General features: G+C 50.8%; 24 protein-coding genes. 11 read left to right on the top strand and 13 right to left on the bottom strand.

The features are described from left to right. Window positions 1-90 precede the first annotated feature (90 nt). The 5 genes from P2W70_RS11095 (at window position 91) to P2W70_RS11075 (ending at window position 6607) form a co-directional block, all read left to right on the top strand. Window positions 91-879, top strand: coding sequence for a polysaccharide deacetylase family protein (locus P2W70_RS11095; protein ID WP_276481524.1), 789 nt, complete (start codon window positions 91-93; stop codon window positions 877-879). A 434-nt stretch (window positions 880-1313) separates the two neighbouring features. Continuing rightward, window positions 1314-2498, top strand: a complete 1185-nt coding sequence (locus P2W70_RS11090) for a serine hydrolase domain-containing protein (RefSeq protein WP_276481523.1) — start codon at window positions 1314-1316, stop codon at window positions 2496-2498. Between the two features lie 560 nt (window positions 2499-3058). Then, entirely contained in the window at window positions 3059-4348 is a 1290-nt protein-coding gene (locus P2W70_RS11085) for a DUF1254 domain-containing protein (RefSeq protein ID WP_276481522.1), read from the top strand. Window positions 4349-4634: 286 nt separating this feature from the next. Beyond that, window positions 4635-5549 (top strand): pirin family protein, encoded by a 915-nt coding sequence (locus tag P2W70_RS11080; protein WP_276481521.1) that lies wholly within the window; start codon window positions 4635-4637, stop codon window positions 5547-5549. Between the two features lie 35 nt (window positions 5550-5584). After that, window positions 5585-6607, top strand: a complete 1023-nt coding sequence (locus P2W70_RS11075) for an Atu2307/SP_0267 family LLM class monooxygenase (RefSeq protein WP_276481520.1) — start codon at window positions 5585-5587, stop codon at window positions 6605-6607. 24 nt (window positions 6608-6631) lie between these two features. Here the strand turns inward: P2W70_RS11075 and P2W70_RS11070 are convergent, their stop codons facing one another. The 6 genes from P2W70_RS11070 to P2W70_RS11045 form a co-directional block, all read right to left on the bottom strand. Beyond that, entirely contained in the window at window positions 6632-7210 is a 579-nt protein-coding gene (locus P2W70_RS11070; protein ID WP_276481519.1) for a Crp/Fnr family transcriptional regulator, read from the bottom strand. Window positions 7211-7247: 37 nt separating this feature from the next. Beyond that, window positions 7248-8588: a Gfo/Idh/MocA family protein gene (locus P2W70_RS11065; protein WP_276481518.1), complete on the bottom strand. Its 1341-nt coding sequence runs from the start codon at window positions 8586-8588 to the stop codon at window positions 7248-7250. 536 nt (window positions 8589-9124) lie between these two features. Further along, complete coding sequence (locus P2W70_RS11060) at window positions 9125-10036, bottom strand: sterol desaturase family protein (RefSeq protein ID WP_276481517.1); 912 nt, start codon at window positions 10034-10036, stop codon at window positions 9125-9127. 377 nt (window positions 10037-10413) lie between these two features. Beyond that, on the bottom strand, window positions 10414-12651 hold the full coding sequence (locus P2W70_RS11055) for a xanthine dehydrogenase family protein molybdopterin-binding subunit (protein WP_276481516.1): 2238 nt from the start codon (window positions 12649-12651) through the stop codon (window positions 10414-10416). Between the two features lie 12 nt (window positions 12652-12663). After that, entirely contained in the window at window positions 12664-13683 is a 1020-nt protein-coding gene (locus tag P2W70_RS11050) for an FAD binding domain-containing protein (protein WP_276481515.1), read from the bottom strand. Continuing rightward, entirely contained in the window at window positions 13676-14155 is a 480-nt protein-coding gene (locus P2W70_RS11045; protein ID WP_276481514.1) for a (2Fe-2S)-binding protein, read from the bottom strand. Before P2W70_RS11045 ends, P2W70_RS11050 begins: the two co-directional genes overlap by 8 nt. Before the next feature lie 75 nt (window positions 14156-14230). On the opposite strand from P2W70_RS11045, the gene P2W70_RS11040 reads away from it, so the two are divergent. Together P2W70_RS11040 and P2W70_RS11035 are read left to right on the top strand one after the other, a co-directional pair. Further along, on the top strand, window positions 14231-14479 hold the full coding sequence (locus tag P2W70_RS11040) for a hypothetical protein (RefSeq protein ID WP_276481513.1): 249 nt from the start codon (window positions 14231-14233) through the stop codon (window positions 14477-14479). 99 nt (window positions 14480-14578) lie between these two features. Continuing rightward, window positions 14579-14815, top strand: coding sequence for a hypothetical protein (locus P2W70_RS11035; RefSeq protein WP_276481512.1), 237 nt, complete (start codon window positions 14579-14581; stop codon window positions 14813-14815). 85 nt (window positions 14816-14900) lie between these two features. Here the strand turns inward: P2W70_RS11035 and P2W70_RS11030 are convergent, their stop codons facing one another. Beyond that, window positions 14901-15596, bottom strand: a complete 696-nt coding sequence (locus P2W70_RS11030) for an alpha/beta hydrolase (protein WP_276481511.1) — start codon at window positions 15594-15596, stop codon at window positions 14901-14903. Between the two features lie 249 nt (window positions 15597-15845). Here P2W70_RS11030 and P2W70_RS11025 point away from each other — a divergent pair, with 249 nt between their 5' ends. The 3 genes from P2W70_RS11025 to P2W70_RS11015 all read left to right on the top strand — a co-directional run bounded on the left by P2W70_RS11025 (window position 15846) and on the right by P2W70_RS11015 (window position 17413). Further along, the gene (locus P2W70_RS11025; RefSeq protein ID WP_276481510.1) at window positions 15846-16238 is read left to right on the top strand and encodes a hypothetical protein; all 393 of its coding nucleotides are present in this window, start codon (window positions 15846-15848) and stop codon (window positions 16236-16238) included. A 125-nt stretch (window positions 16239-16363) separates the two neighbouring features. Further along, window positions 16364-16957, top strand: coding sequence for a Crp/Fnr family transcriptional regulator (locus P2W70_RS11020; protein WP_276481509.1), 594 nt, complete (start codon window positions 16364-16366; stop codon window positions 16955-16957). A 60-nt stretch (window positions 16958-17017) separates the two neighbouring features. Continuing rightward, the gene (locus P2W70_RS11015) at window positions 17018-17413 is read left to right on the top strand and encodes a RidA family protein (protein WP_276481508.1); all 396 of its coding nucleotides are present in this window, start codon (window positions 17018-17020) and stop codon (window positions 17411-17413) included. A gap of 209 nt (window positions 17414-17622) precedes the next feature. Here the strand turns inward: P2W70_RS11015 and P2W70_RS11010 are convergent, their stop codons facing one another. The 6 genes from P2W70_RS11010 to P2W70_RS10985 form a co-directional block, all read right to left on the bottom strand. Continuing rightward, on the bottom strand, window positions 17623-17949 hold the full coding sequence (locus tag P2W70_RS11010) for a hypothetical protein (RefSeq protein WP_276481507.1): 327 nt from the start codon (window positions 17947-17949) through the stop codon (window positions 17623-17625). 783 nt (window positions 17950-18732) lie between these two features. After that, window positions 18733-19800: a YihY/virulence factor BrkB family protein gene (locus P2W70_RS11005; protein WP_276481506.1), complete on the bottom strand. Its 1068-nt coding sequence runs from the start codon at window positions 19798-19800 to the stop codon at window positions 18733-18735. A gap of 35 nt (window positions 19801-19835) precedes the next feature. Next, the gene (locus P2W70_RS11000; RefSeq protein ID WP_276481505.1) at window positions 19836-20045 is read right to left on the bottom strand and encodes a hypothetical protein; all 210 of its coding nucleotides are present in this window, start codon (window positions 20043-20045) and stop codon (window positions 19836-19838) included. Further along, window positions 20042-20542 (bottom strand): SRPBCC family protein, encoded by a 501-nt coding sequence (locus P2W70_RS10995; RefSeq protein ID WP_276481504.1) that lies wholly within the window; start codon window positions 20540-20542, stop codon window positions 20042-20044. Before P2W70_RS10995 ends, P2W70_RS11000 begins: the two co-directional genes overlap by 4 nt. Continuing rightward, a complete protein-coding gene (locus P2W70_RS10990) occupies window positions 20539-20865 on the bottom strand; it encodes an ArsR/SmtB family transcription factor (protein WP_276481503.1) in 327 nt (108 codons plus the stop codon). The genes P2W70_RS10995 and P2W70_RS10990 overlap by 4 nt, the downstream gene beginning before the upstream one ends. 237 nt (window positions 20866-21102) lie before the next feature. Then, window positions 21103-22464 (bottom strand): hypothetical protein, encoded by a 1362-nt coding sequence (locus tag P2W70_RS10985; protein WP_276481502.1) that lies wholly within the window; start codon window positions 22462-22464, stop codon window positions 21103-21105. A gap of 301 nt (window positions 22465-22765) precedes the next feature. Here P2W70_RS10985 and P2W70_RS10980 point away from each other — a divergent pair, with 301 nt between their 5' ends. Then, window positions 22766-25810 (top strand): SusC/RagA family TonB-linked outer membrane protein, encoded by a 3045-nt coding sequence (locus tag P2W70_RS10980; RefSeq protein ID WP_276481501.1) that lies wholly within the window; start codon window positions 22766-22768, stop codon window positions 25808-25810. Window positions 25811-25829: the final 19 nt, after the last annotated feature.

The raw sequence follows: 25829 nt of genomic DNA, 5'->3' as shown, positions 1-25829 counted from the left end.
TTCAAGATTCACTACTGCATGCACAAAGGCTCTCTGTATCCAACATCTACCTGTGTCTGCAATAACCTTTATATTATCAAACTGACCACAATGCTACATAAACTAGTAATGATCCTTAGCGCTGTTGCTGTCTTTTCTGGTAACGTAATGGCTCAAAAAGCAGTTATCTGCCTCACCTACGACGACGGCCTGCCCTCCCATCTTGTCACCGTCATTCCGCAACTGGACAGTTTCCAGTTAAAAGGCACTTTTTTCCTGAACGCCATCCGCGGTTCGTCCGACAAAATCGGACAAGCACCGGAAGCATTGATAAGCTGGAGGCAAGCGGCAGCGCATGGACATGAACTGGGTAACCATACGATGTTCCACCCTTGCCCGGAAGCACTTGGCTGGGATAAAACAGTATCCATTGAAACCTACACGATTGAGCAAATAATTACCGAGATCACCACCATCAATGCGATGCTGGGCATGATCGACCCAAAAAGGAAACACCGATCATTCGCATTTCCTTGTAACAATACGATCGTTCAAGGCAAGGACTATTCGGCCACCATCAGAGAAAAAGGGTTGGTGCAATATGGTCGCGGTGGTGGCGATAGCAATGCGTTCGTTAAAGATATTCGGGAAATGAATTCTATGCAGGTACCCAGTTGGCTGGTGGAGAAAGGCACCACCATTAAGCAACTGATCGCCTTTGCTGAAAAAGTACGATCACAGGGAACGATGGGCGTTTACCAGTTCCATGGAGTTGGAGCAGAGTTCTTCACCATTTCTCCCGAAACCCATCGGGCTTTTCTGAAATACCTGAGCGATAACCATTCCCTGTACCAGGTGATGACTTTTTCAGAAGCCATGGAAATACGCTCGAAGAGATAACTCCTCATGTCCGATACGGTATTTACCCCAACGATCACTGGAGGGGCATTTGATGCATGCCGATTTCGTTTTGATCGGCGGTGCAGTATACGTAGGTAAAATGCAACTTCAAAACTGGCAGTAAACCTCCGTCCACTTTTACAAAACCTGAAATTATGGAATATAAAAAATACAGCAACAACTGCACGTTCATTACTGAGTTATTCCTGATCGCCCGGATCACCATACCACGGCTACCCTCCCTCGCCAATGAACGCATGGCTGAATAGGGACACAAAGTATGCACAGCAGGCAGATGGAGGGCCATTAATTAATAGGCTGTCGAACCCCTGTTTGCCTGGGTCATGCTCTTAAACTATTTCCCATACCCATCTTTCGATTTATCCCTAACTTTTCATATTATTAGTGTATTAAACCAATGCTATCACCACCCAATGTATATACTTCCCCGCCTGCTATCGATCTTATTCTTAGCCACGCTGCTAACCAATGCTGTTGCACAACCTATCCGGCGTATTGACGGTAGCAGCATCGATGCGGCCCAACTGGATGAACAGGTACAGAAAATAATGACACAGGCAAAGGTCACCGGCCTTTGTGTAACTGTGTACAATAAGAACAAAGCCGTATTTGCAAAAGCCTACGGATATGCCAAAGCGGCCACGCAACAACCCATGACGCCGTCAACCGCCTTGTACGGGCTTTCGCTCAGCAAAGCCGTTTTTGCGCACCTGGTAATGCAACTGGTGGACGAGAAAAAGATCGACCTGGATAAACCATTGGTCACCTACCTGCCACGACCACTCCTGTCATATACCTTTCCAGGCCGACTTTCCAATTACAAAGACCTGGAAGGGGATGACCGCTATAAGAAGATCACGGGCCGCATGTGCCTCGATCACACGACTGGTTTTCCCAATTTCAGGTGGTTCGAGCCCGACAAAAAGCTGCGTATAAAGTTTGAACCCGGCAGTCGGGTAAGCTATTCGGGTGAAGGCCTCTACCTGCTGCAGGTGATCATACAGGAAATTACCGGCAAGCCCCTCGAAGAGCTGGCCAGGCAGTACATTTTTGAACCCTGTGGCATGACGTTGTCCAGCTATGTGTACCAACCGGTTTATGAGCGCGATTACGCAGTTGGGCATGATGTCAATAACGACAGCACAATGTTTCCCCGCCGACCGGTTTCCAATGCAGCCGGCTCGCTCACGACTACCATGGAAGAATTCAATAAATTCTATACCATGCTGATCAATGGTAAGCGCTTGTCAAAAAAGTCATTTAATGACATGACCCATTCGCAGATTCGGATCAGGTCGATTAAGCAGTTTGGCCCCTTATCCTGGAAAGATTCTACCCTCAATGACAATATACAACTCGGATACGGCCTGGGATATGTAGTGTTGCAGTCACCCTATGGCCGTGCCTTTTTTAAAGAAGGCAACGATCAGGGTTGGGGCCATTATACCATTTGTTATCCCGATCAACAGATTGCCGTCGTGATACTGACCAATTCAGACAACGGCGAAAGCAGCTTCAAAGACTTACTCCAGTTAACGATTGGTGATGTGTACACTCCATGGTATTGGGAAAACTATATTCCCTGGAACCAGCGTTAAAACACAGATAAAGACACCTTGCCTACTGAGGGCGCAGCACTCATTCCTATCTTAGACCTATGGTTGAAATGCTTCGAAAGCATATAGATCAGGTTGTATCCTTTAGCGTGCCTACCTAGCACGCATTTTGTCCTTTATATCCACCCCGCATGCAGCTCTCCTATTTCTGACGGCAGTTACCCCCTACTATAGCTGCTTTTCACCTGTCAGTTGGCGGAAAAGGAATAGGAGAAGTGTCTTTAACCAGCAACTCATCTGAAAACATTCCCACCTAGATCGTTTTGAATTTTTCACTTATCAATTTGTTGCAAATGAATATGTTTCATTTCAAAAACTGTATACACACGCCAAAATGGATGAGCTGCTGCAGTGGTAGCCTATTCATCGTTGCATATGTATCCTGTCAACTGTTTTCCGCTTGTTCGCAGCCACAGACGGGCAAACCCGACGTAAATGACTCCACAGCAGGTTCAAAAAGCCGGTTCGAATTTCGGGGTGGCTATCCCACTGCGGCAACCGTTCAGCAGGCTTATGATGAAGCCGACCTGAATCGCGCGGTCATGGCATACCGCTTTTTTTATCCCTCGGTTTCCATCATGGCGACCTGGAAAGGAAATTTAACGGGAGGCGTTGTGCCCAACAAAGTGTTTGCCATGCTCGATGGAACGCCCCAACAATTGGTATTTACGCCTAATTCTGATACCCGTTACGCCGGATTGGCAATTGATCTCCAGGAGTCAGGTCCCATGGTCGTTGAACTGCCTCCGGGGCCCATTATGTCAGTGGCCAATGACATGAACCAGTTGTATGTGATGGATCTGGGATTGCCAGGGCCCGATAAAGGCAAAGGCGGTAAACACCTTTTATTGCCTCCCGGCTACAAGGGCAAGGTCCCTGCGGGATATTACAGCGGCATGCCCACCACCAATCGCGTGCTGGTGCTGGTGAGAGCGATCCCTCTGCAGGGCGGGGCGGAAGCAGCCACGGCCATGATCAAATCGGTCAAGGTCTATCCTTTAACAAAACCAGCCGGCTGGACCGAACCTACCTGGGTCGACCTGAACAAACCCGGTCTGGATTTTACGCCCGTAAGCTGGGAAGACAATCTTAAGTACTGGGAAGAGCTGCACGAGCTGATCGATCAAGAACCACCTTACGAAGCCTACCGGCCAATGTATGGTGAACTGGCTGAACTAGGCATTGAAAAGGGTAAAGCTTTTAACCCCGATGCAAGAATGAAAACCATTCTGGTAAAAGCCGCTCAAACCGGTAACGCCATTTTGCGCGTGCAGTCATTCGCAGATCGCAGAGCAGATCGCATAGCCTGGCCCGACCGACAATGGGAGTGGGCAGCTCTAAGATCCGACAACGGAACATTCGACACGCAGCATTATACCGACCTGTATGCACGGGAAAAATGGTTTTACCAGGCACAGATAGAGTCACCCGCCATGTTTAACCGCTCCACCCACGCAGGGTCACTATATTGGCTGGGAACAAAAGACAACCAGGGCAATTACCTCGATGGCAGCAAAACCTATAAACTGACAGTTCCCCTACCCGTTCCAGCGAAATTATTCTGGTCAGTAACGATATATGATGTGCTAACAAGAAGTGAAATATTAACCGATCAAAACAAGTCGGCCTTGCGATCGATGTTCGAATTAAAGGGCAAAACAGGATCATCTATCGATCTGTATTTCGGACCAGCTGCTCCGGCAGGCAAAGAAGCGGTATGGATAAAAACCAATCCCCATGTGGGGTGGTTTACCTATTTCAGGATTTACGGTCCAGAAGGACCTGCGTTTGACGGAACGTGGAAACCAGGAGATTTTGAAGTGGTGAAGTGAGCACTTCTTTACGCAGCACTTCTTGCCGTTGAATAGGTTGCCTTCAAGGAAATCATGCTGGTTCAAATTCCCAAACTGTAAAATGTAGTCCACAAACACTTTCATACGTTAAATGTCCAACTTATTGGGGGCAGTTCATTTACCAAATGGTAAAAAAATATGTCGGCATATTGTCTCTGCACCACCGACGCCCTGGCCGTATGGAGCTGCAAAGCCTTATTTATTATCTTTTGTCAACATAATTCACCGCCCCATCGTATAGCTTTGCAGCAAACTGATCTTTCTTATGCTTGACATCGTCATCTCTTCCCGGGAAGCGCAGATCATGCCCGGGTTTTCGGTTAAACGCATATTGCCCTTCCAACTCCGGAGAATGGTGGGTCCTTTCATTTTTATGGATCATGGCGGACCGATCAGTGTACCGGCCTCCACCCACAGTCAGTTCGACGTGCTGCCACATCCACATATTGGCCTATCGACGGTAAGTTATTTGTTTAGCGGAGAGATCACCCACCGCGACTCGCTGGGGGTAGAACAGGTCATCAAGCCCGGGGAGGTCAACTGGATGACGGCCGGAAGTGGCATTGCCCACAGTGAACGGTTCGAAGACCCGAACATCCGGGCCGGCGGCCAACTGGAAATGATACAAACCTGGGTAGCCCTCCCGGAAAAAGACGAAGAAGCCAATCCTTCTTTTGCCAATTTCAAGCCGGAGCAATTGCCTGTATTCACCGATAAAGGTGTTTGGATGCGCCTGATCGCCGGCGAAGCCTTTGGTGAAAAGAGTGCCGTCACCACCACCTCCCCCTTATTTTACGTGCATGTGGAGCTTGACAAAGATGCCCGTTTCGGCATCCCGCAAGGCTACGCAGAAAGAGGGGTGTATATCGCCAAAGGCCGCCTCCAGGTAGAAGGGACCGCTTACCAGGCAGGACAACTGTTGGTGTTTAAACAGGATACCGATCCCCTGCTGATCGCGACGGAACCCTCCACCCTGATGATGCTGGGCGGAGAGCACCTGGGTGAACGATACATCTGGTGGAATTTTGTATCCAGTCGCAAAGAACGGATCGAACAGGCCAAGGAAGACTGGAAGCAGGGACGGATCATATTACCACCGACAGATAACGAGGAATTCATCCCCCTGCCTGCCGGCAATTCGAAGCCTGCCGGAGGTCCGCCCCCTAACGCGCTGTCCTGATCAACACGCATTTTTCAACTTATTCAATCGCAGATATGGAAATAGGCATAGATAGTTTTGCATCGGCCATGTATGGCAGCCACACCCTTAGCAGCGAGGCAGCCATGGATCAGTTATTGGAAAGGATCGTGGCGGCCGACATAGCCGGACTCGACGTATACGGCATCGGTGAACACCATAAAAAAGAATTCCTGGATGCAGCACCTGCCGTGATACTGGCGGCAGCAGCTGCCCGCACCCAAAAGATCCGGCTTACCAGCGCCGTAACGGTGCTCAGCACTTCAGATCCGGTGCGCGTGTTTCAAAGTTTTGCCACCGTCGATATTATTTCGAAAGGAAGGGCAGAAATGGTGGTGGGACGTGGTTCGGCCATCGAAGCGTATCCCTTGTTTGGGTACAACCTGGATGATTATGATGCGCTGTTCAAAGAGAAACTCGAGTTGCTGTTGCGCATCCGGGAGCATGAGTTTGTAACCTGGTCGGGCAAGTTCAGGCCATCGCTCAACAACCAGCCGGTGTACCCGAGGCCCTTGCAGCAAAAAATACCTGTATGGATCGGCGTAGGCGGTACACCTGCATCCTTTGTTCGCGCCGGTCAGCTGGGCCTGCCATTGATGGTGGCGATCATTGGCGGAGAGCCTGAGCGTTTCAGGCCATTGGTGGACCTGTACCGGAAAGCGGGCCAGGAGGCAGGATTTAGCCCCGATCAGCTTTCCGTAGGTCTACACTCACCTGGCTATGTGGGCATCGACGATGAAGCCGCTATTGCCGATTACTATCCGGGCTATGCGGAGTTATGGACGAAATTGGGAAGAGAACGCGGATGGCCACCGGTGACCAGGCAGCAGTTCAACGGACTGATTGCGCCAAGAGGTGTACTCGTCGTGGGCGGACCAGAAACCGTGGCAGCTAAGATCCTGCGGCACAGCGAAGCATTGGGTGGCGTTGACCGGTTTACGTTTCAAATGGACAATGCAGGTTTGACACACGCACAGCTGATGCAATCGATAGAGCTGATCGGTACCAAAGTGATCCCGCTGATCAGGCAACAGGCGTAAGCAGCCAGGGCAGCGCCCGGCTTGTCATGGGTGCTGCCTTCTCACCCTGCTGAGGGTTTCTTTGGTGATGCCCAAAAAGGAAGCAATCTGGTGTTGCGGAAATCGCTGGGCGAAATGCGGGTAGTTGGTCATAAATTCCTGGTAACGCATTTTTGCGCTGCCCACGATCAGGGAGCCCAGGCGTTTGTGGGTGGCGATGGCATGTCGTTCATCCATCACCTGGGTCATGGTGGCCAGTGCTGGCACCTGCTTGATCAGTGCCTGGATCTGCTCGCGGGTAATGAGGAGCAGGTCGGTGTCTTCCCAGGCCTCGATGGTATAGAGTGAAGGCTTCCCCGAAGCGAAGCTCTCCCGGTCGGTGGCCCAGTGGTTTTCAATATAAAAGTGAACGATCTTTTCGTCGCCTTTGTCGTCTACACAATACTGCCGCATGGCGCCTTTGGTGATAAAGCCGGCGTACTTCGAAACGGCTCCTGCCTGTAAGAAATATGCCCGTTTTTTCAGCGACATTGGTTTGAAGTTGCTTTTGATCAGTGCTACTTCCGCTGGCGTTAACCTCGCCTGTGCATATTCCTCGATATAACGAATGAGCTGCTCATACATAGTAATCTCGTCTATCGGCGCAATCTACGATAAAAGTCTACACCTTCACTTCCCACCCCTTTTCGTAAGTCCGGCCCCATAGTTCCATGGCAGCTTTATTGTTGACGATATGCCCATTCTTAGGGTCGCACTGCAGCACACTATTGGTGCGGTAGGCGATATTGCCCAACTGTGGCAGCAGCGTCGATTTATGTCCTTCGGCAATGGGCGCGTTGAGTTTTTCCTGACCGCGTATGGCCTGTACAAAATTCTGCAGGTGCAGGGCATCCAGTAATTCGGTCGGACTAACCGGGTTGGAAGGATTATACGGTGTATTGTCTTTTATATCCTGCACGAGTTTGTTGGCAGCATCGAATAGTTGGTAACTGTTGCTGCCGGGATACACGATGGTACCTTTGTCGCCATAGAATACCACCCCTCTTCCCGACCCTTCGGAGGCGTAGCTATTGCAGCTTCTTCCTTCCCAGGTAGCGGCCGTGTTGTTGGGAAACTTATAGGTGATCGTTTGCGTATCGGGTGTTTCCCAATCGTCCTGCCAATGAAAACGTCCGCCTGCGGAGACAACCTCTACCGGATAATCGACGCCCAATCCCCAGCGAATCACATCGAGTTCGTGGGTGCCGTTGTTGAGCGCTTCGCCGGTACCCCAATGCCAGAACCAATGCCAGTTGTAATGCACCAGGTTGCTTTTAAAAGCCTGACGGGGTGCGGGGCCTTGCCACAGGTCAAAATTAAGATTGCCCGGTACCGGTATATTGGTGCCGTGGCCAATGGATTTACGGTTGTTGGTATACCATCCCCGGGCAAAATAGACCCTACCAATGACGCCTGTGTGCAATTGGTTGATCATTTTGTTGACGTTGTCAAAAGTGCGGCGCTGGCTGCCCATTTGAACCATTTTGTTGTATTTGGCGGTGGCCTGCACGAGCAGTTCGCCTTCCCGCGGGTTGTGGCTGCAGGGTTTTTCTACGTACACGTGTTTGCCTGCCTGCAGTGCCATGATAGCCGCGGGTGCATGCCAATGGTCGGGCGCTGCGATAGCCAGTCCGTCAAAGTCTTTTTGGGCCAACAGTTGGCGGATATCGGCAAAACCACGCGGCCGCTTGCCGGTTAGTTTTTCCAGGTCACCAATCGTCTTTTCCAATACGGTAGCATCCGGATCGCAGATATAGGCTATTTCTACATTGGGCAGTCCGGCAAACGTTTTTGCCAGGAAACTGCCCCGGCTATTGGTACCCATGATGCCCAGCACTACTTTATCATTGGGTGACCCCGTAAAAAAGCTGTTGGCAGAGGAGAGTGAGGAAGACAGCAGCACAGAGCTGCCGGCTAGTGACACATTACGGATAAAGTCGCGACGACTGTTGTTGTCATTCATGTTTTTAATATTAGGCATCTATCAATGGGTGTAGTTACTGGCCTTACAATTTAATTCATTTCACAAGCTCCGCAAACTATCCTTCGCGGCCTGTCCCCCCACCAGTGCCACAAAAATAGCCTGTCAGCGACCAGTCCCCCGGACAAATGGGGTGGGCTTCTGCCGAACCTGTGACGACCTTCGACAACTCGTGTGACGAACGGGCAGTTTTACCCGGAATTTCTCTTTTTTTAGGGACGGAAGGACTAAATGTTTGTGATGGTCGTACGTAGGTGGCATGATGAACGGGCGTTGATTCATGGTTCCTTCTCGATTCCTCCTCGATTCCACCTCTGTAGCACTACGGGCCTCGAGGACCCAATGAGGAGGAATAGAGGTGCAACAGTACAGACACTGAAATCAGCCAGGAATAGCAAACGCTTAACAGATGTTACGATTGCTGCAGCGCAAGATGTTTTTAAGAATTCAGCAGGAATGTCTGAAGCGTAACAGCAGTGCTACCTTGATTAATAAAGAAGGGCTACCGGCAGCGACATTTATTTCAGAGAAGTGAGTTGATGGACAGACTTTTCCCGCCGGATGCCAGCAGGTTTTACTGTCGTTTTCCCGGCTTCCTTTTTATAATTCGCGACGGCTATGGGATCGCCGAAGATGAAAAAGAGTTTTCTCCGCATGCCTTTCGCGGCTTTTACATCCTGCCACATTTCGACGTACTCATGAAAGTTGAGGTGAATGGGATTGGCCTTATGCTCAATATTGGTGCTGATGCCATATTTCGCCTGTTCTTCTTCAGGCTGATAAGTGCCAAACAGCCTGTCCCAAAAGATGAAGGTGGCACCGTAGTTCTTATTGATGTATTTTTCCTGAGACCCATGGTGTACCCGGTGGTTGGAAGGCGTGGCAAAAATATACTCGATGAATCGAGGAAGCCTGCGAATGTATTCGGTATGTACCCAAAATTGAAAGAGCACCGCCACCTGGCTGGTGATAAAGAAAATGACCGGGTGAAAGCCGAGGGCCATGACCGGCAGAAAGAATACAAGCTTCAGGTTCTGTACCCAGCTTAAACGGAAGGATACGCTCAGGTTATAATTTTCGCTGCTGTGGTGAACGACATGGGTTGCCCACCAAAAACGCTGCTGGTGCGATATACGGTGCGACCAATAGCTGGAAAGGTCAAAGATCAGGTAACAGGGGATCAGTGACCACCAGCTAAAATACATCCGCCACGGCACCAGGTTATAGATCCAGATCACCAGGTAGAAGAGGCTTACCTTCAGGAACGTATTGATGATCACATTGCCTATACCCACCAGTACCGACCCGATGGTTTCCTTTTTGTCGTACAGGTGATGGTCCTGCTTTTTGGCGATATACCATTCCAACAACACAAAGAAAAACATCACGGGTGCTGCCCAGATGATGATATCCGGGGTACGCTTCTCCAAATCACTGATATGATTGAACTCAATCTTTGGCGCCTGGAAAAAAGAGGTGAAAAAAAAGAAGTTTGCAAGCATCGGTACAAATTAAAAAAGAAATCAAAAAAGGTAACGGCCAATTCAAAAACCCTGGAACGCCAATCAATGTGTCAATAAACAAAACTTTATCAAAAGGAATTATTAATAAAGGGAGATTATGACTAAAGACCGTCAGCTATACGAAGGTGTAAAAAAGGCCAACGAGATCGGTTGGCATTGATCTGAAGGTAGGTTATTTTATTTAATAATTGACAACTTATCATCGCAGATTTATTGATACCCCCTGGACTATGGGTATCGTGCGATGATCGGCAGTACCCTACCCCTGATCGGTTCGCCACTTGTCACAACAATTCGTTAAAGTGTATGGGTAGGTTGTAGAAACGTTTCCCCGTGGCGTGGTACACGGCGTTGGCAATCGCAGCTGGCATCGCCACCAGGCCAATCTCTCCTACCCCTTTTACACCGAGCTCGTTGATTATTTCGTCGGGTTCATCGGCAAAGATCACATCGAGCTCGTGAATATCTGCATGCACCGGAATATGGTATTCGGCCAGGTTGGGATTCATGAACTTGCCCAGCTTTTCATCCAGGATGGTGGCTTCGTGTAATGCCTTGCTGATGCCCCACACCATCGACCCTTCAATCTGGCTACGGGCCGTTTTTGGGTTGATGATCTTCCCCGCGGCCACTGCGGTTACAGCACGGGTAACCGTGATCGTCTTTAGTTCCGCATCCACCTCCACCTCCACAAAGGCAGCGCTATGCGTTGCTTTGGCATATTTACGGAGCTTGAGCAAATGGGGCTTGCCCATATTGGTAGTCTTGATAGGACGGCCTTTATTGGCAGCCACGATCGCTGCCAGGGAAATGGCTACAGAGGGGTCATGCCTGAGATAAATTTGACCGCTATCGAAAGCGACGTCTGCTTCCCCGGCTTTGGCCAGGGGAGAGCCGTCCATACCCTTCGCGATCTTCCACAACTTCTTCTTCAACGCCTGGGCGGCTATCACAATGGCCGAGCCCGTAGAGGCTGTGGTAGCCGATCCACCCTGGAACATTGAAAAAGGCTTTTTACTGTCGCCGTAGTGGACATTGACCTGCTCAATAGGAAGGCCAAATTCATCTGCAGCGATCTGTGTCATGATCGTAAGCGTACCAGTCCCGATATCAGTTGTGGCGTTGCTGATCACCAGTTTCCCTTCCTGGTCGATCATCGCTTCTACCCGGGCCGGAAACTGAAACGCGTCCCAGATGCCGGTAGCCATACCATACCCTACAAGCTTATTACCACGCTTCATGCTTGCCGGTTGAGGATTGCGCTGGTGCCAGCCAAATTGTTCCGCCGCCAGCTGGTAACAAGCCCGTAAAGCTTTGCTGGTAAATGGCTTTCCCGTCGAAGGATCTTCGTCGGCATAATTGCGCAGTCGAAATTCCAGCGGGTCGATGCCGAGTTTGTAGGCCAATTCATCCATCGTACACTCGATGGCATGCAGGGCGCTGTTGCCGCCCGGGGCGCGCATGTCCACGGGCGTGTGCAGGTCCAGGGAAACCAGTTGGTAGTCGAAGGAGGTATGGGGCGCCGGGTACAGTTTGTGACTCCATTCGGAAACCGTCTCGGCATAATCTTCAAACTGAGAGGTAGCTGAAAAAGCCGTATGGCTCAGCCCTGTCAGCTGACCTTTATCATCCGCCGAAAAGTGCAGGCGTTGCACGTTCTGCGGCCGGTGGCCAAAGGAGAACATTTGTTTGCGATCGAGCACCAGGCGCACAGACCGCTTTAATTGCAGGGCAGCCATCACACAAAGAAAAAGCTGGTATTGCGGTCGCAAGCCCGATCCAAACCCACCACCCACAAAAGGCGCCAGCACGCGTACGTACTTATACTTCAAGCCAAAGACGTTGGCCACGTATAGCTGGTTGTTGATGGTGCTTTGCGTCTTGTCGTAAATGGTGAGTTGGCCGTCGCCTTCATAGACCGTGGTGGTGGCAAACAGCTCCATTGGATTGTGGTGCTCCGTGCTATGCCTGAATTCCGCAGCGACCTGCGCGGCAGACTGCTGAAACGCTTTCTTCACGTCACCGGTTGGCTTGGGCGGCGGCGATTTCATCACGGAGGCCAATCCCTTCTTCGGTTTTCTGGCTTTGTGCAGGTTATCGTTTAGACAGGTATCGAACGATGTCTCTTCGTATTCGATGGTCAACAAGCTGGCCGCATATCGGGCTGTCTCGACATCTTGGGCAATGACCAGCGCAATGGGCTGCCCGTTGTAATGTATGGTGGCATCATGGAGTGGTTTAAAGACTGTGCCGGGCGGCGCATCCATATCCGCATACTGCAGGTCGAACCACGCGAGCCGCGGCCGGTTTTCGTGGGTAAAAATGTGTACCACACCTTCTACCGCCATCGCTTGCGTGGTGTCGATCCGCGTGATGGAGCCTTTGGTGATGGTGCTGTTCACCACATACCCATGCAAGAGGTCCGGAACCTCATATTCCGCGGCATAGCGGGCAGCGCCAGTCACCTTTAAGATGCCCTCCAACCGGCTGATCGGTTTTCCTACTGTTGGTGTTGATTGCATAAAAGTGGGTGATTATGCCGATGGCTGGGCACCGGGCAATTGACTGGCCGGATCCAACGCCATCAGGCTGTTACGGATGATTGCTTTTTTAGCGAGCGGTATTTTAAACCCATTGTGTTGATATCCTTGCGCACCTTGTAGCAGGATATCGGCCGCTGCGGCAAAGTTGGCCTCAATCGCTGCTTTTCCTTGCAGAAATTGTTCGGCCAACTCATTACGCCATGGTTTGTGCGCTACGCCGCCCAGGGCGATGCGCGCCTCGCGGATGGTATCGCCGTCGAGATCCAGTGCTGTAGCGACTGATACCAGGGCAAACGCATACGAATGACGATCCCGGAGTTTGAGGTACGAATAGTTAGTGGCGAAACGGTTGGGCGGCAGATCGATGGCCGTGATGAGTTCTCCCGGCAGCAGGGTATTGTCCAGCGCTGGCTGGTCGCCAGGCAGCCGGTGAAAATCGGCAAAGGGAATGCTGCGATCACCTTGCTGTCCGGTAACCAGTACCACAGCGTTCAATGCTGCCAGGGCCACACACATATCGGAAGGAAATACGGCAATGCATTGATCGCTCGCCCCCAGGATGGCATGCATCCGGTTGTAGCCGCCGATTGCCGGGCAACCAGAGCCGGGGTTGCGCTTATTGCAGGGCACCGCCGGATCATAAAAATAATAGCAACGGGTACGTTGCAGCAGGTTACCGCCATTGGTAGCCATATTTCGGATCTGTGCCGAGGCACCCGCGAGTATGGCTTTCGACAGCAACGGATAACGTTCTTCTACGAGCGGGTGATAAGCGGTGGCGGCGTTGGTGCACAAAGCACCCAGGCGCAGTCCGCCCTCCGCAGTTTCCGTGATGCTGTTGAGTGCGGGTAATTGATTGATATCGATCAGTGCAGCAGGATGCAGCAGATCGTATTTCCAGAGATCGAGCAGATTGGTACCACCGGCGATGAACCTGTTGCTATCATTAGTGCCTGCCTGATCAACCGCCTCGCTGACGGACTGCGGCTGTAGATAGTCGAAATTATTCATAGCTTTCTTTTACCTCCATGATGGCATCGATGATTGTTTTGTTGGCGCCGCAGCGGCAAAGGTTGCCACTCATCAACTCTTTTACTTCTGTGCGGGTGCGCGCTTTACCTTCCCGGAGCATACCGATCGCGCTGCAGATCTGCCCCGGTGTGCAATAGCCACACTGGAAGGCATCGTGGTCGATGAAAGCCTGCTGTAAAGGATGCAGTGTGTCGCCGGTGGCAATTCCCTCAATGGTCGTAATGGCCGCACCTTGCTTCATGACGGCGAGGGTCATGCAGCTTAGGATGCGTTGATCATTACACAGAACGGTACAGGCGCCACATTGGCCGTGATCGCAGCCTTTCTTGGTACCGGTGAGGCGAAGCCGTTCACGTAAGGCATCCAGCAGGGTTACCCAGGGAGCCAATGACAGTGTATGCGATACACCATTTACGGAGAAGGTGACGGGTCTGGCGGCAGGGTATGACATGCGTTTTTCCATATATCATCAAATCCTGTACCCCGGTGGCAGCAAAATTGTTGCGCTTTTGATAAACACTGCATTATGGCAACAACTACCGCCAAAAAAAACACTTCGCGGGCAGCGGCCACCCCAAAGGTAAAAGCAGCTTCTGCACCTGGTAAAGCCAACCCGGCGAAAGCTACCGTTGACCCTTTTTTGTGGGCGTCGATCGGTATTACCGGTTTTTCGCTCGTACTTAAAATGCTGGGTAAAAAGGACCATGCGGCATTCGCCGGACGGCTTGCTGCGCAAACCCTCTTGTTGGGTATGTATCGGAAGATGAAGAAATAGGCCAATGCTATCGCATTGGGGGCTGAATGCCGGCGGGCTAACCAGACTTACCTACGCGAAAGATTCATTTTCAATCACAGCGCACTTGATCATGGTGATGTGCCCGCGGTTTTTGCCATTCACGAAGATTGTATCTACCTGGCCGGCAGCAAAGGGGGTTATGTGATTGACAAAAAGGTGCAGAAAAAAAGTAGCATTCATAACCTGTTCTGGTATGGATTGCATCCCACGTGGGTGGTCGTATTGGATAATCGAAATGTACTGGTAACTATCCGTGGTGGCTATGTGCGCATAGACCCGGAGGTGGGGAGTATACAATTATACAAGGCTAAGTAACAACTCTTATCTTCATTGGTCACTTGAACTAAAAAGCCATCTCAAAAAATGAAACGGCTTTTTAGCTGGTATCGTTTTACGTGAATTATTTAGCTTGAACGTCCGAAGCTTGTTGAATAACTTTGGCAACAGCTTCTGGTTGCGACATAAAGATCACGTGGCTACCCTTCACATCCGTTGTTTTTGTATTGGAGCGTTTGTACATGGTACGCTGAATCGTCGGATCGATACTCTTGTCTTCGGTGGCGATAGCGGCAAAGGAGGGTTTGTTTCTCCAGGCAGCTTCGGTAATGGGGGTCGCAAAACATTGACCATAGAATGATCCCTGTGAGGCATACATGAAGGCAGCTTCTTCTGTGGAGATATCTGCGCAGAAACCTGCATGATACCGATCCTTGTCGTAATACACAATGCCCTTTTCATCGAGGGGAAGGACACCGTTTTCAGGGGCGGGTGGCGCTGTCTGGAACCATTGCAGCGCTGTTTCGCCGTTGTCGGGTTGAAAGGCGGCTACATACACCAGTGACGCGACTTTAGGGTGATTACCCGCTTCGGTGATCACGGCACCACCCCAGGAATGACCAACCAGTACGGTGGGGCCGTCTTGTTTGTCCAGCAACAGGTGAGTGGCTTTAACATCGTCTTCCAGGGAGGTCAGCGGGTTTTGTACGATCGTTACGTTATATCCTTTCGTGCTGAGCACTTCGTAAAGGGCCTTCCAGCCTGAGCCGTCTGCAAAAGCGCCATGAACCAGTACTACGTTTTTGATGGAATTTGTCATTTTATTGATTGTTGATGGTTTTAAAAGATCAACAAGACAAAGGTGGCCCTTAAAGGTGCCTGTAAGAATGGCGATACTTCCCGAATATTTGTGATTTTTTCCCGGCCAGGTCTTGCCCCCTGCCGGATGGCATAAATTAGTCAGGTAGCTGATTTCCATTCGTGGCCAGGCACCAAGCAACGAAAAAAAGTTATACCTTATCGTACTAACAGATCAGCGAGGTATTATTACTAGCATAAAAATAAATACTTGATAGCCCCCAACGAAATAGAAGCGATCCTCATCACGCTTAAAATAGACAAAAACCAGGTGTTGTTCATATTGCTTACTTCGGATGGCACCATCAACCGAATGGGTAATGGCAGTGCAGACTGTAAAGACAATAACCTCTACATAGGTAAGACAGGCACATTGCCAATGATTTCACAACTCCGTTCCATGATCACTCCCGAGATGCAGGAATTTCTGCACAAGACCTTTGACGTGCCGGATAAAAAGGGACGTACCTGCGAACTCAAGATTCTACTCAGCAACGACAAGGTGGAAACGGGTGTGCAGTTTATCTATGGCGAGCACTCCCAGGGACCTCCCCGCGAATTTGCCAATGTGGTTCGTAAAGCAGTAGAACTCACCGAGGGTTAGCATATGGACCAGAAGCGGGCCACTCAGCAAGCTCAACAAAAGGCCGGCAAACCCTGGTGGAAATTCTGGTAGCGGGGTTCCGTTTTTAAAGTGGCTGCGCCTGGCAAATACTTATCTTAGCAGCTATGGAACCCATGCTGCGTCGGCATATAGAACACGTGGTACCCCTCAGCGATGAGGAATACGCCTTTGTAGAAAAGCACTTCATTACTAGAAAGGCCACCAAAGGCGCTATGCTGATCACCAAAGGCGAACCGGTCAGGTATGTGTACCTGGTCATTGCTGGATTACTGAAACTAACCTACGAGGATAAAAAAGAACGTGAACACATTGTTTCATTTGCGATGGAAGATTGGTGGGAGACCGACTATCCTGCCTGGTTTTCCGGCGACCCTGCGTCGCTGAGCCTAAAGTGCATCGAGGATACACAGGTGTACTGTCTTACGTTGGATGGCTACCAGACCATCTGCCAGCAGCTACAAAAAATGGAGCATTTCTTTCTGCATAAGGCCAACCGGGGACATATGGCTTCGCAGGACCGCATTCTTTCCTTCCTGACGGATACCCCGCGTGAAAGGTATGAACTCGTGTTGCGCAAACAGCCAGTGTTGTTGCAACGCGTACCGAAGGCCCTGCTGGCTGCTTACCTGGGTTTATCCCGCGAAACGCTTAGCCGGCTATACCGTAGTCATCGAAGTGCCGGCGGCGGCAAGATGTGATCCTGATCACACCAGCACATAAAAACACTGTCTAATTTTGTCATCTATCAAACAATATAAATGATGAAAAAGACAGTGATCAATCCCTGGGCCTGGCAGGACGACCGGAGTTATGTACAGGCAGTAGAAGTAACGGAAGTAACAGGCACCTTGTATGTGGCCGGACAGGCAGCGGTACTACCCGACGGGAGCTCCAGCAATGCCGATATGCGTACGCAGCTTGGAATAGCGATCCAGAACCTCGAAACGGTGATCAACCAGGCGGGTTACGACGCCGGCAACATCGTACGCCTGACCATCTACACCACTTCCTGGGAGGAATTTATCAACAACTGTTTTGACCTCTTTAAGGAATTCGTTGCCCGGCATGGCATGAAACAAGCAGTGACGCTCATGCAGGTCGTGGGCCTCTACGAAACCCTGAATGTGGAGCTGGAAGCGACGGTGGTCAAATAAGATATCTCATACCAAATAGGAGTTCGCCGATGATGGTCTCCTGGCGCCAATGAGTAAGGCTCAAAAAATAAAACTGAACAGCATACAAAAAGGGTGTATCATACTTTTTGATACACCCTTCTGCAATGCAAATAATTGCAACATTCCTTCAATCAATCCTAATTTAAAAGGATATGCTACGCATACGGTTTGCTTAAGTAGACCCAATATCACGGACAGCCAGAGGCAGTACCCCTTTGATTGGTTTGATAATCGTAGGCCGTTTGCAGGATATTTCTGGTTATGCCGGTGGCATTTTGGACATCATATATTTTGATGGCATGGAACTGGTAAGTCCTGGTAAGGCCTAGCCATCCCAAGGCACTGGCATCATCAATTGGCATACAAGGGAATAACTCGGTAAGTACAATTTTTATCCTGGTTTGATAGGATTCTGCCATGGTCTCATGTGGCCAATCAATAGGAACACCTTTTGCTTCCAGCAGACCGTGAATGGCTTCGTGATAGATTACCGTTGCAATCGCCTCTTTAGACATGCCTGGAAGAGATGTTACATTCAGGTCGATTACAATGGTACCATATTGCTTTGGATCAGAGGGAGGACCACCAAAATGGCTATCCTGAAGATTAAATTGCCCCATCACACTGGAATCGCTAAAAAAACTAACTGGTTTTCCCGGAAAACAAGGTCAAAGTCGCCTTTGATGTGGGCAACCGTATCCAAGGTCCTGGCTATCCAGCTTTTTAGCCGCTTATTTAAAGCCGTCGACAGCACCTCTTTCAAACAAGGATTGTTCAGCGAATCCTGGATGTCATAGATGGCAACATCTCCAGAGATGGCCGGCAATGTACTACCACCGCCACCACCCGCGCCTGCGTCACCATAGTCTACACCTCCACCGCCACCATAAGCATTCCAATTGACAAAAACTATACAGTAAGTAAAATATATAATTGCAACAGCTTTTCAGAAACAGGTAAGTATAAGACAATATCCACCCGTGGTTTGCTAGTAATTAGTCAGGGATGTAAAACGGTCCAAAAAAGAATGCTGTCGCCACAAAACATGTCGTTTGCACAATAAACAACTACTATAACGGCGCAAAATATCCGAATCAGGTCAATTCAAATACACATCACTTTAAGAACCAATTAAATTCAGAATAAATTGTGTGCATAAGACTTCATATCCGTAAACGAACAGTATCTTTGAACCTGCAACTCTCCATAATTTCCCATTATACTCCTTGGCTATTTTTGATCGTAGAAAGCTAATTAGCCATAGAGCTAGTTGCAGTTATTTGTGTAGGGCCGACGTGCTAACCGTGCGTCGGCCCTTTTTTACCACGTTCTTCTGAAGACTTTTTGGCTTCTACCTGTTGCACAGACTTGCTCCCTTCTTCTATCTCCACCTCGCGCGTCGTCACAGCATAGTGATTGGGCCTGATCTCCGACCCCAACTTCATCGCATAGGCCTTCGTAAACTCTGCCCCAAAGAAAAGAATGATGGAAGAATAATACACCCATAACAACAATACCACCAATGAACCCGCAGCGCCGTAAGTGCTACCTACATCACTTTTGCTGATGTAAAACGAAATCGCAAACTTACCCAGCAAAAACAACAAAGCTGTAGCGAAGGCACCCGCCATCACATCTTTCCATTTCACATTCGCATCGGGCAGCACTTTGAAGATCACTGCAAACAAGACGGTCACTACAGCGATCGTCAACACCAGGTTAATGATATAAAAGATGACGACCGTCGTATCCGGGTACCGGGCCTGTAAGCGGCTGCTGAGTGCATCTATGATACCGGAAACGCCCAGCGACACCAGCAACAGAAAGCCAAGACTGATCACTACCGAAAAAGACAGCAACCGGTTTTGTAACATCTTCAACCAACCACGCTTGGGTTTTGGCTTCAATCCCCAGATGGTATTGATGGAATCCTGTATCTCCGCAAAAACGGTGGTACAGCCAATCAGCAAGGTTACGATACCTATGACCAGGGCTAGACTCCCTTTTCCCTCGAGCGAGGCGTTTTTGATGATCTGCTGGATCTGCAGCGCGGTATCTGATCCCACAAAGCCGCTAATCTGCCCATACACCCCATTCTCGATTGCTTCCCGGCCAAAGAAAAACCCACACAAGGAAATGATCACGATCAGCAGCGGCGCCATGGAAAACACCGTATAATAAGCCAGCGACCCACTTAGTTTCATCACCTTATGATCGGAAAAGCCCGTAAAGGAATCCTTGAGTATCTGCCACAATACCTTCAAACTGAATTTCTTCATGCCCATGCTTTGGGCTACCACTGCAAAAAGGCTACCAGGGGCGAGCCCCTTCATCTCGCCAATCGTCAAAAAGAAAAAGGCAGCCATTACGCTGCCTTTGGTAGTCTTTAGAAGGCTATTCGCTACTCCAGCTCTTCGCAGTAAAACTGGTGAAGTTGCAGCAGGTCAATGATGCTCAACACAATGTTTTGGTCGCTGTCGATACGCAAGATCCTGTCGCAGTCCTGGAGATCGAAATTCCATTGTTCGCCGGAAAGTATATTATCGATGTGAGGCTTCAGACACTTCACCTCCTTCTTTGTTTTGACAGATGTCTTGAAGACGTAGATCATTTGTTGGACAATGATAGTAACAGCGCCTGCAGGTTCTGCATCGAAGCAGCATAACCCTCTTTGAAGCCCATTTCAATCATCCGCTCCAGACGAGCCATCGATTCGTTATAGATAGAGATAATTACTTTAGTTGTCTCCCCCTGGTCGGTGAATTGATAGTCCCAATCAGACCCCTCTGCTTCCGGATTACCGGCTGCATCCGCAAACGCATTAAACATCTTGAAATGAGTCTTCGGCGTGATCGCGGTATATTTCTGCAGAGCCCAGCGCTCCATCCCCTCCGGACTCACCATCGCATACAACCTGCTGCCCCCCACTTCAAAATTCATGTGTTTCGTTCTGGCGCTCCAGGGCTTGGGCGCTACCCACTGGTCCAGCAGCTCAGCCGTGGTAAAAGCATCCCATACCAGTGAAAGTTCAGCATCGAATTCCCTCGTGATGACTACGGTCTTGGCCGCTTTGTCAACCGTAAAATCAAATTGCAGATCCTTTGTCATTTTTTTTGTTTTTTAATGGTTGCTAATACATTGTCCAGTTGATTGAATTGGGTCACCCAAAGCTTTCTGAATTGGTCCAACCATTTATCAACCTCTTTCATTTTTTGAATTTGGAGTGAATAATAGATCTCCCTGCCTTGCTGCTCCTGCTTTACCAGCTCGCACTCTGTCAATATCTTAATATGCTTCGACACTGCCTGCCTGCTCGTATTGAAATGATCGGCAAGCGCATTGGGCGTCATCGCCTGCAAGGCAATCAACGCCATGATCGCCCGCCTCGTGGGGTCGGCGATCGCCTGAAAAATATCTCTTCTTGTTTCCATGATGGGCGTATTTGCAACTATGTGGTTGCAAACATACGTGCAATTATCTGGTTGCGCAATTTTATTTTCAAGGTAGGGGAAACAAGACGGGTTTCGCCGGGCACGACGCTCATTATCAGGCTGAAATCATGAATAGCCTTCTTACGTCATGGCCGCGCAGCCTATCGTACATGCCAGCAGCTTTCGCCATGGGGGGTAGTACTTTCGCTGGGATGGAATGATAAAACACCATAAGCATTACTGGGACAATCGCAGCGCTTCCTGGTATACGCCACCAGAGGCCAGGTCGCGGATACCCACACTATCGATATACCCGATGCCGGCGAAGGAAATACGTAAGCCGTACAGCCGCTGCAGTGGAAACGTGTACCCACCGGTATAAACAGATTGACTGTCGAGCCAAAGCTGCGCTTTCTTTTTTTCAATGCGCAACCTGATCACTCCACCCGTCGACAGATCGGCCCCCAGGAAACTGAGATCATCCCGGCTACCATCCATCTCCACGTCCGACAAGCGCAGGTTGCTCCAGCTGATACAGCCCGGTTTCAGGAACAACACTCGATGTTTGGACCGGTCGCCATACAGTTCCATCTTCACCTGCGAACAACGCACGCCCGGCCGGTCAACCGAAGTACGTACCCGGGCCGTCAGTTCAAAATTATCGCCATCGATATCGAATGGCTGCATGCGTGAGAAATGCACATAAAAAGTATGATTGGTATCGATGCCCGATTGCTGCAAAGCCTGGGTAGTAACCCCCAATCCTTCGGGCGAAGGCGTGTGCAGTGCCGCCACCGGATACACGCGCATCGTATCGCGCTCCATCTCTGTCACCACTTCCCAATTATTGGTAGCCAGGTACACCACCGCCGTATCCACAGGCTTGCCATCGTATTGCAGCACCGCATAGTAGCGGCCAGGTATCTCATAATAATGCAGCAACTTGCCCCCGGTAAATGGCAGCTTCCGCTTGCCATCGTCAAACACCATCGTAAACTGGTCCAGCGGTCCTTTGAATTCCCGCGGCACCTGCAAACTGAAAATAGCTGAGTGTGGCGCTTTGCCGGTGGGATTACTGCACAACAATTGTACGCCCCGCAAGTCGGGCAGCTGTTCCGCTTTTTTTGTCGGTAACAGGAACCACCCCGACACAAGTGCCACCAACGCCAGTCCCACCAACACCAACCACCTCCGTGCGCTGCGCGAACTTGCGGGTTGCGCTGTTGCTTCGGAAACGGGATGCACTTCGATTAAATTAGAAGAGGGTTCAGGCGAATGGGCCGTTCTGGGTTGCTCATCTTGGTAGCGTACAAATGCCTCCCAATCGGCAAAGCCGGTAAAACGGGCGAGCGCATCACGCGTGGCCTGCTGGGGATAATAGCGTTCGCCGGTCCTGAATTTGCCAAACACCCGCTTCAGGGTACTGGCACTGATCTGTACATTGGTTTGGCGGTAGATCACCCCGCTCAGCTTCATGTAGTCGAGGTTGGACCAACTGGCAACCGGCTTGTGATCATAGCGGCCTGCCACCAGCCAACAACAAGCTTCGAGGTAATGGAATACATCCTTATTCGTATGGGGGCCGCCTGAGGTTTTCATATAGTCCTACAACATGTCCAACAAACACCCGCTTTCGTCCCGCAGGTAGTCGATGCGCAATTTAACATTAATTACAAAACCGCAAAATCAAAGCCGCCCGCCATCAGCCTCCCCTGCTTTTCCTGACAAAAGCCAGGTGCAGACCTGTTCATATTAAAACAATTTCGCTAAGTAAGCCACTGACCACTAGCGCGCTGGCTTGCTCATAATTTTGTACCGGGCTTTGAACAGCCCACGTTTTGGAACCGCCTGCCGCCTGCCGATATTTTTATGCTTTCTCCAAACAAACACTGCTTATTGTATGCGATTGAGATTGCCATTACTAACGATTGTCCTGCTTATGCTGGCCAGTATATCCAGGGCCCAGACCCGCACGGTCAGCGGTACGGTGACCGATGCCGCCACCCATCAACCGTTGGCTGGGGTCAGCATTACCGTTGCCCAATCAAACCTGGGCACCACTACCAACGACTCCGGGAAATTTGTGCTGAACGTGCCTGCCAACACCAGGCTACTCAACCTATCCCTGGTCAACTACCTGACCTATTCCCTGGCCGTGACGGGCGAAGGGCCCTTTACCGTGTCACTCGCCCGGGCAGAGAAAAACCTCGACGATGTCGTGGTCGTTGGTTATGGTACCCAGAAAAAACGTGACCTCACCGGCGCCGTAGCCACGATCGGCGCCAAAGACGTCGGCGGCCGCCAAACCACCCAGGTATCGGAAGCCCTGCAAGGCAGCGTGGCAGGTGTCACCGTCACCCGCGGCAGCTCCACTCCCGGCGGTGGTGCTACCATCCGCATCCGGGGCATCACGTCACTCAACAGCACCGCTCCCCTCATCATCATCGATGGGGTGCCGGCCAACAGCATCGATCTCGTCAACCCCAATGATGTGGAATCACTCACGGTATTGAAAGATGCCGCCTCCGCCGCCATCTACGGCTCGCAGGGCGCTTCGGGCGTCATCGTGATTACCACCAAAAGAGGCAAAGCAGGCGTCAGCAACCTCGATTACAACTATGAATACGGGGTGCAGCAGGCCACGGCCCAGCCGGAATATGTGGGCATCCAGGATTATTTCCGCTATTTCAATGAACAACGCATCAACGATGGCGGCACCAATTTTTATTCCGATGATTTCATCAACAGTTACCTCGACAGCAACCGCGCAAACCCCGATAAGTTTCCCAATACCAACTGGCAAAAAACGATCTTCACGCACCGGAAGGCACCCCGCCAACGGCACGACCTCGTATTCACCGGTGGGTCCGAAAAACTAAAGACGAAGGCTTCGCTGGGATACAATAAGACTGGTGCTTTCTATGACAACTACCAATACGAACGCTTTCAGTTCCGGGTCAACAACGACCTGCAGATCAGCCGCCTCCTCTCCGCCAATATCGATCTCGCCTATCGCCTTACCAACAGCGATGTACCCGCTTACGGCCCCATCTATGATGCCCGCATCTTTCCGGCCTGGTACGATGACTACTATGATGATGGCCGCTACGCCCCTGGCAAAGACGGCCTCAATCCCATCGCCCAGCTGCGCGAAGGCGGAACGAGCCTGAACAAATACAACCAGCTCCTGGGTCGCATTGGGCTGCAACTGAAACCCATCGCCGGCCTCACCATTACGGCACAGGTATCGCCCACCTTCGACTGGGACAAAACCAAACACTTCGTAAAACCCATCCGCTACTACGATAAGGCAGACCCCGCCCGCGTCGTCTATGCCAACAGTACCCCACAAGCCATCCTCACGGAAACGCGCATCGAAAACCTATGGATGGATGGACAACTGCTGGCCAACTACAACAAAACGTTTGGCGACCATGCCGTGGATATAATGGTGGGGTATGAAGAGATCTACCGTAAGTCGGAATCGATGACAGGTATGCGCACCGGCTTTCCCCTGCTCGACTTTCCCTACCTGAGTGCCGGCACCCGCGAGATCATGGAAAGTTATGGAGGGGCGAGCGACCTGGGACTGCACTCCACCTTTGGCCGGCTGCAATACAATTACCAGGGCAAATATTATATACAGGGTAACCTGCGGCTTGATCAGTCTTCCCGCTTTGCCCCGCAATACCGCAATGCCTGGTTTCCGTCGGTATCTGCCGGCTGGACGGTATCGGAAGAAAAATTCCTGCAGCGCGCCCAGTGGCTCTCTTTCCTGAAGCTGCGCGGCAGCTGGGGGCAGGCCGGTAATGAACGCATCGACAACTATGCTTACCAGGCCCTACTCAATTTCAGCAGCGCCCTGTTTTACCAGAATGGTGTTGTGGTACCACAACCTGGCCTCGGCCAGCAGGTATTGAATGTCGAGAACATCACCTGGGAAACCACGACCACCAGCAATATCGGTGTCGATGCCGCCTTCCTCGATAACCGGTTAACACTGACCGGCGAGTACTACCGGAAAGCCACCACCGATATCCTGCTGCAACTGGATATCCCCCTGTACATCGGCTACGACCGGCCTTTCCAGAACGCGGGCAATATGACCGTGAAAGGCTGGGAAGCAGAACTTGGTTGGAGAGACCGGATCGGCAAGCTCAGGTATTCTGTAGCCGCCAACCTCTCTGACGCGCGCTCGGTAGTAGGCGACCTGCGTGGCACACAAACCCTCGGCGACCAACTTATTCAAAAAGGGGCCGAATATGCTGCCTGGTATGGCTACCGCTTCGAAGGCTTTTATCAGACAGCTGCCGAGATCGCTGCCGGTCCTACCCCGCTCAACGGCAACAACACCAAAGTGGGCGACAGCAAATACCGCGATATCAGTGGTCCCGATGGCAAACCCGATGGCAAGATCACGCCCGACGATCGGGAGATTCTCGGCGGCTCCCTACCCCGCTGGATATATGGTGGCAACCTGCGTGCTGAATATGGGGGCTTCGATGTGGCACTCACTTTTCAAGGGGTGGGCAAGGTACTCACCCGGCTCAACAGCGAAGCGATCATGCCATTCCTCTCTGCTTTCGGAAATGTGCCAACCGGCATCGTCGGCAAATTCTACAGCCGTAATAATTCGGAAGCGCAGAACCTCGCCGCCGTGTATCCCCGCCTGTCGACCAACCTCACCACGAACAACAACAATTATACCTTGTCGGATCACTGGCTCATCAACGGGGGGTATTTCCGGGTCAAGAACCTCACCATCGGGTATACGCTACCAGTAGCACTCACCGCCAAAGCAAAGATCCAGGCGATCCGTTTGTATGTAGCGGGCAATGACCTGTTCAGCCTGAGCAAATTCCCGAAATTCCTCGATCCCGAATCCAACAACTTCACTTACCCCATTGTAAGAACCCTGATGGCAGGCGCCAGCATCCGGTTCTGATCTCCATCAACACAAACAT

This window comes from Paraflavitalea pollutisoli, from assembly GCF_029360705.1.
GTDB classification, from domain to species: domain Bacteria; phylum Bacteroidota; class Bacteroidia; order Chitinophagales; family Chitinophagaceae; genus Paraflavitalea; species Paraflavitalea pollutisoli.
This window is presented reverse-complemented; position numbering and strand designations above follow the sequence as displayed.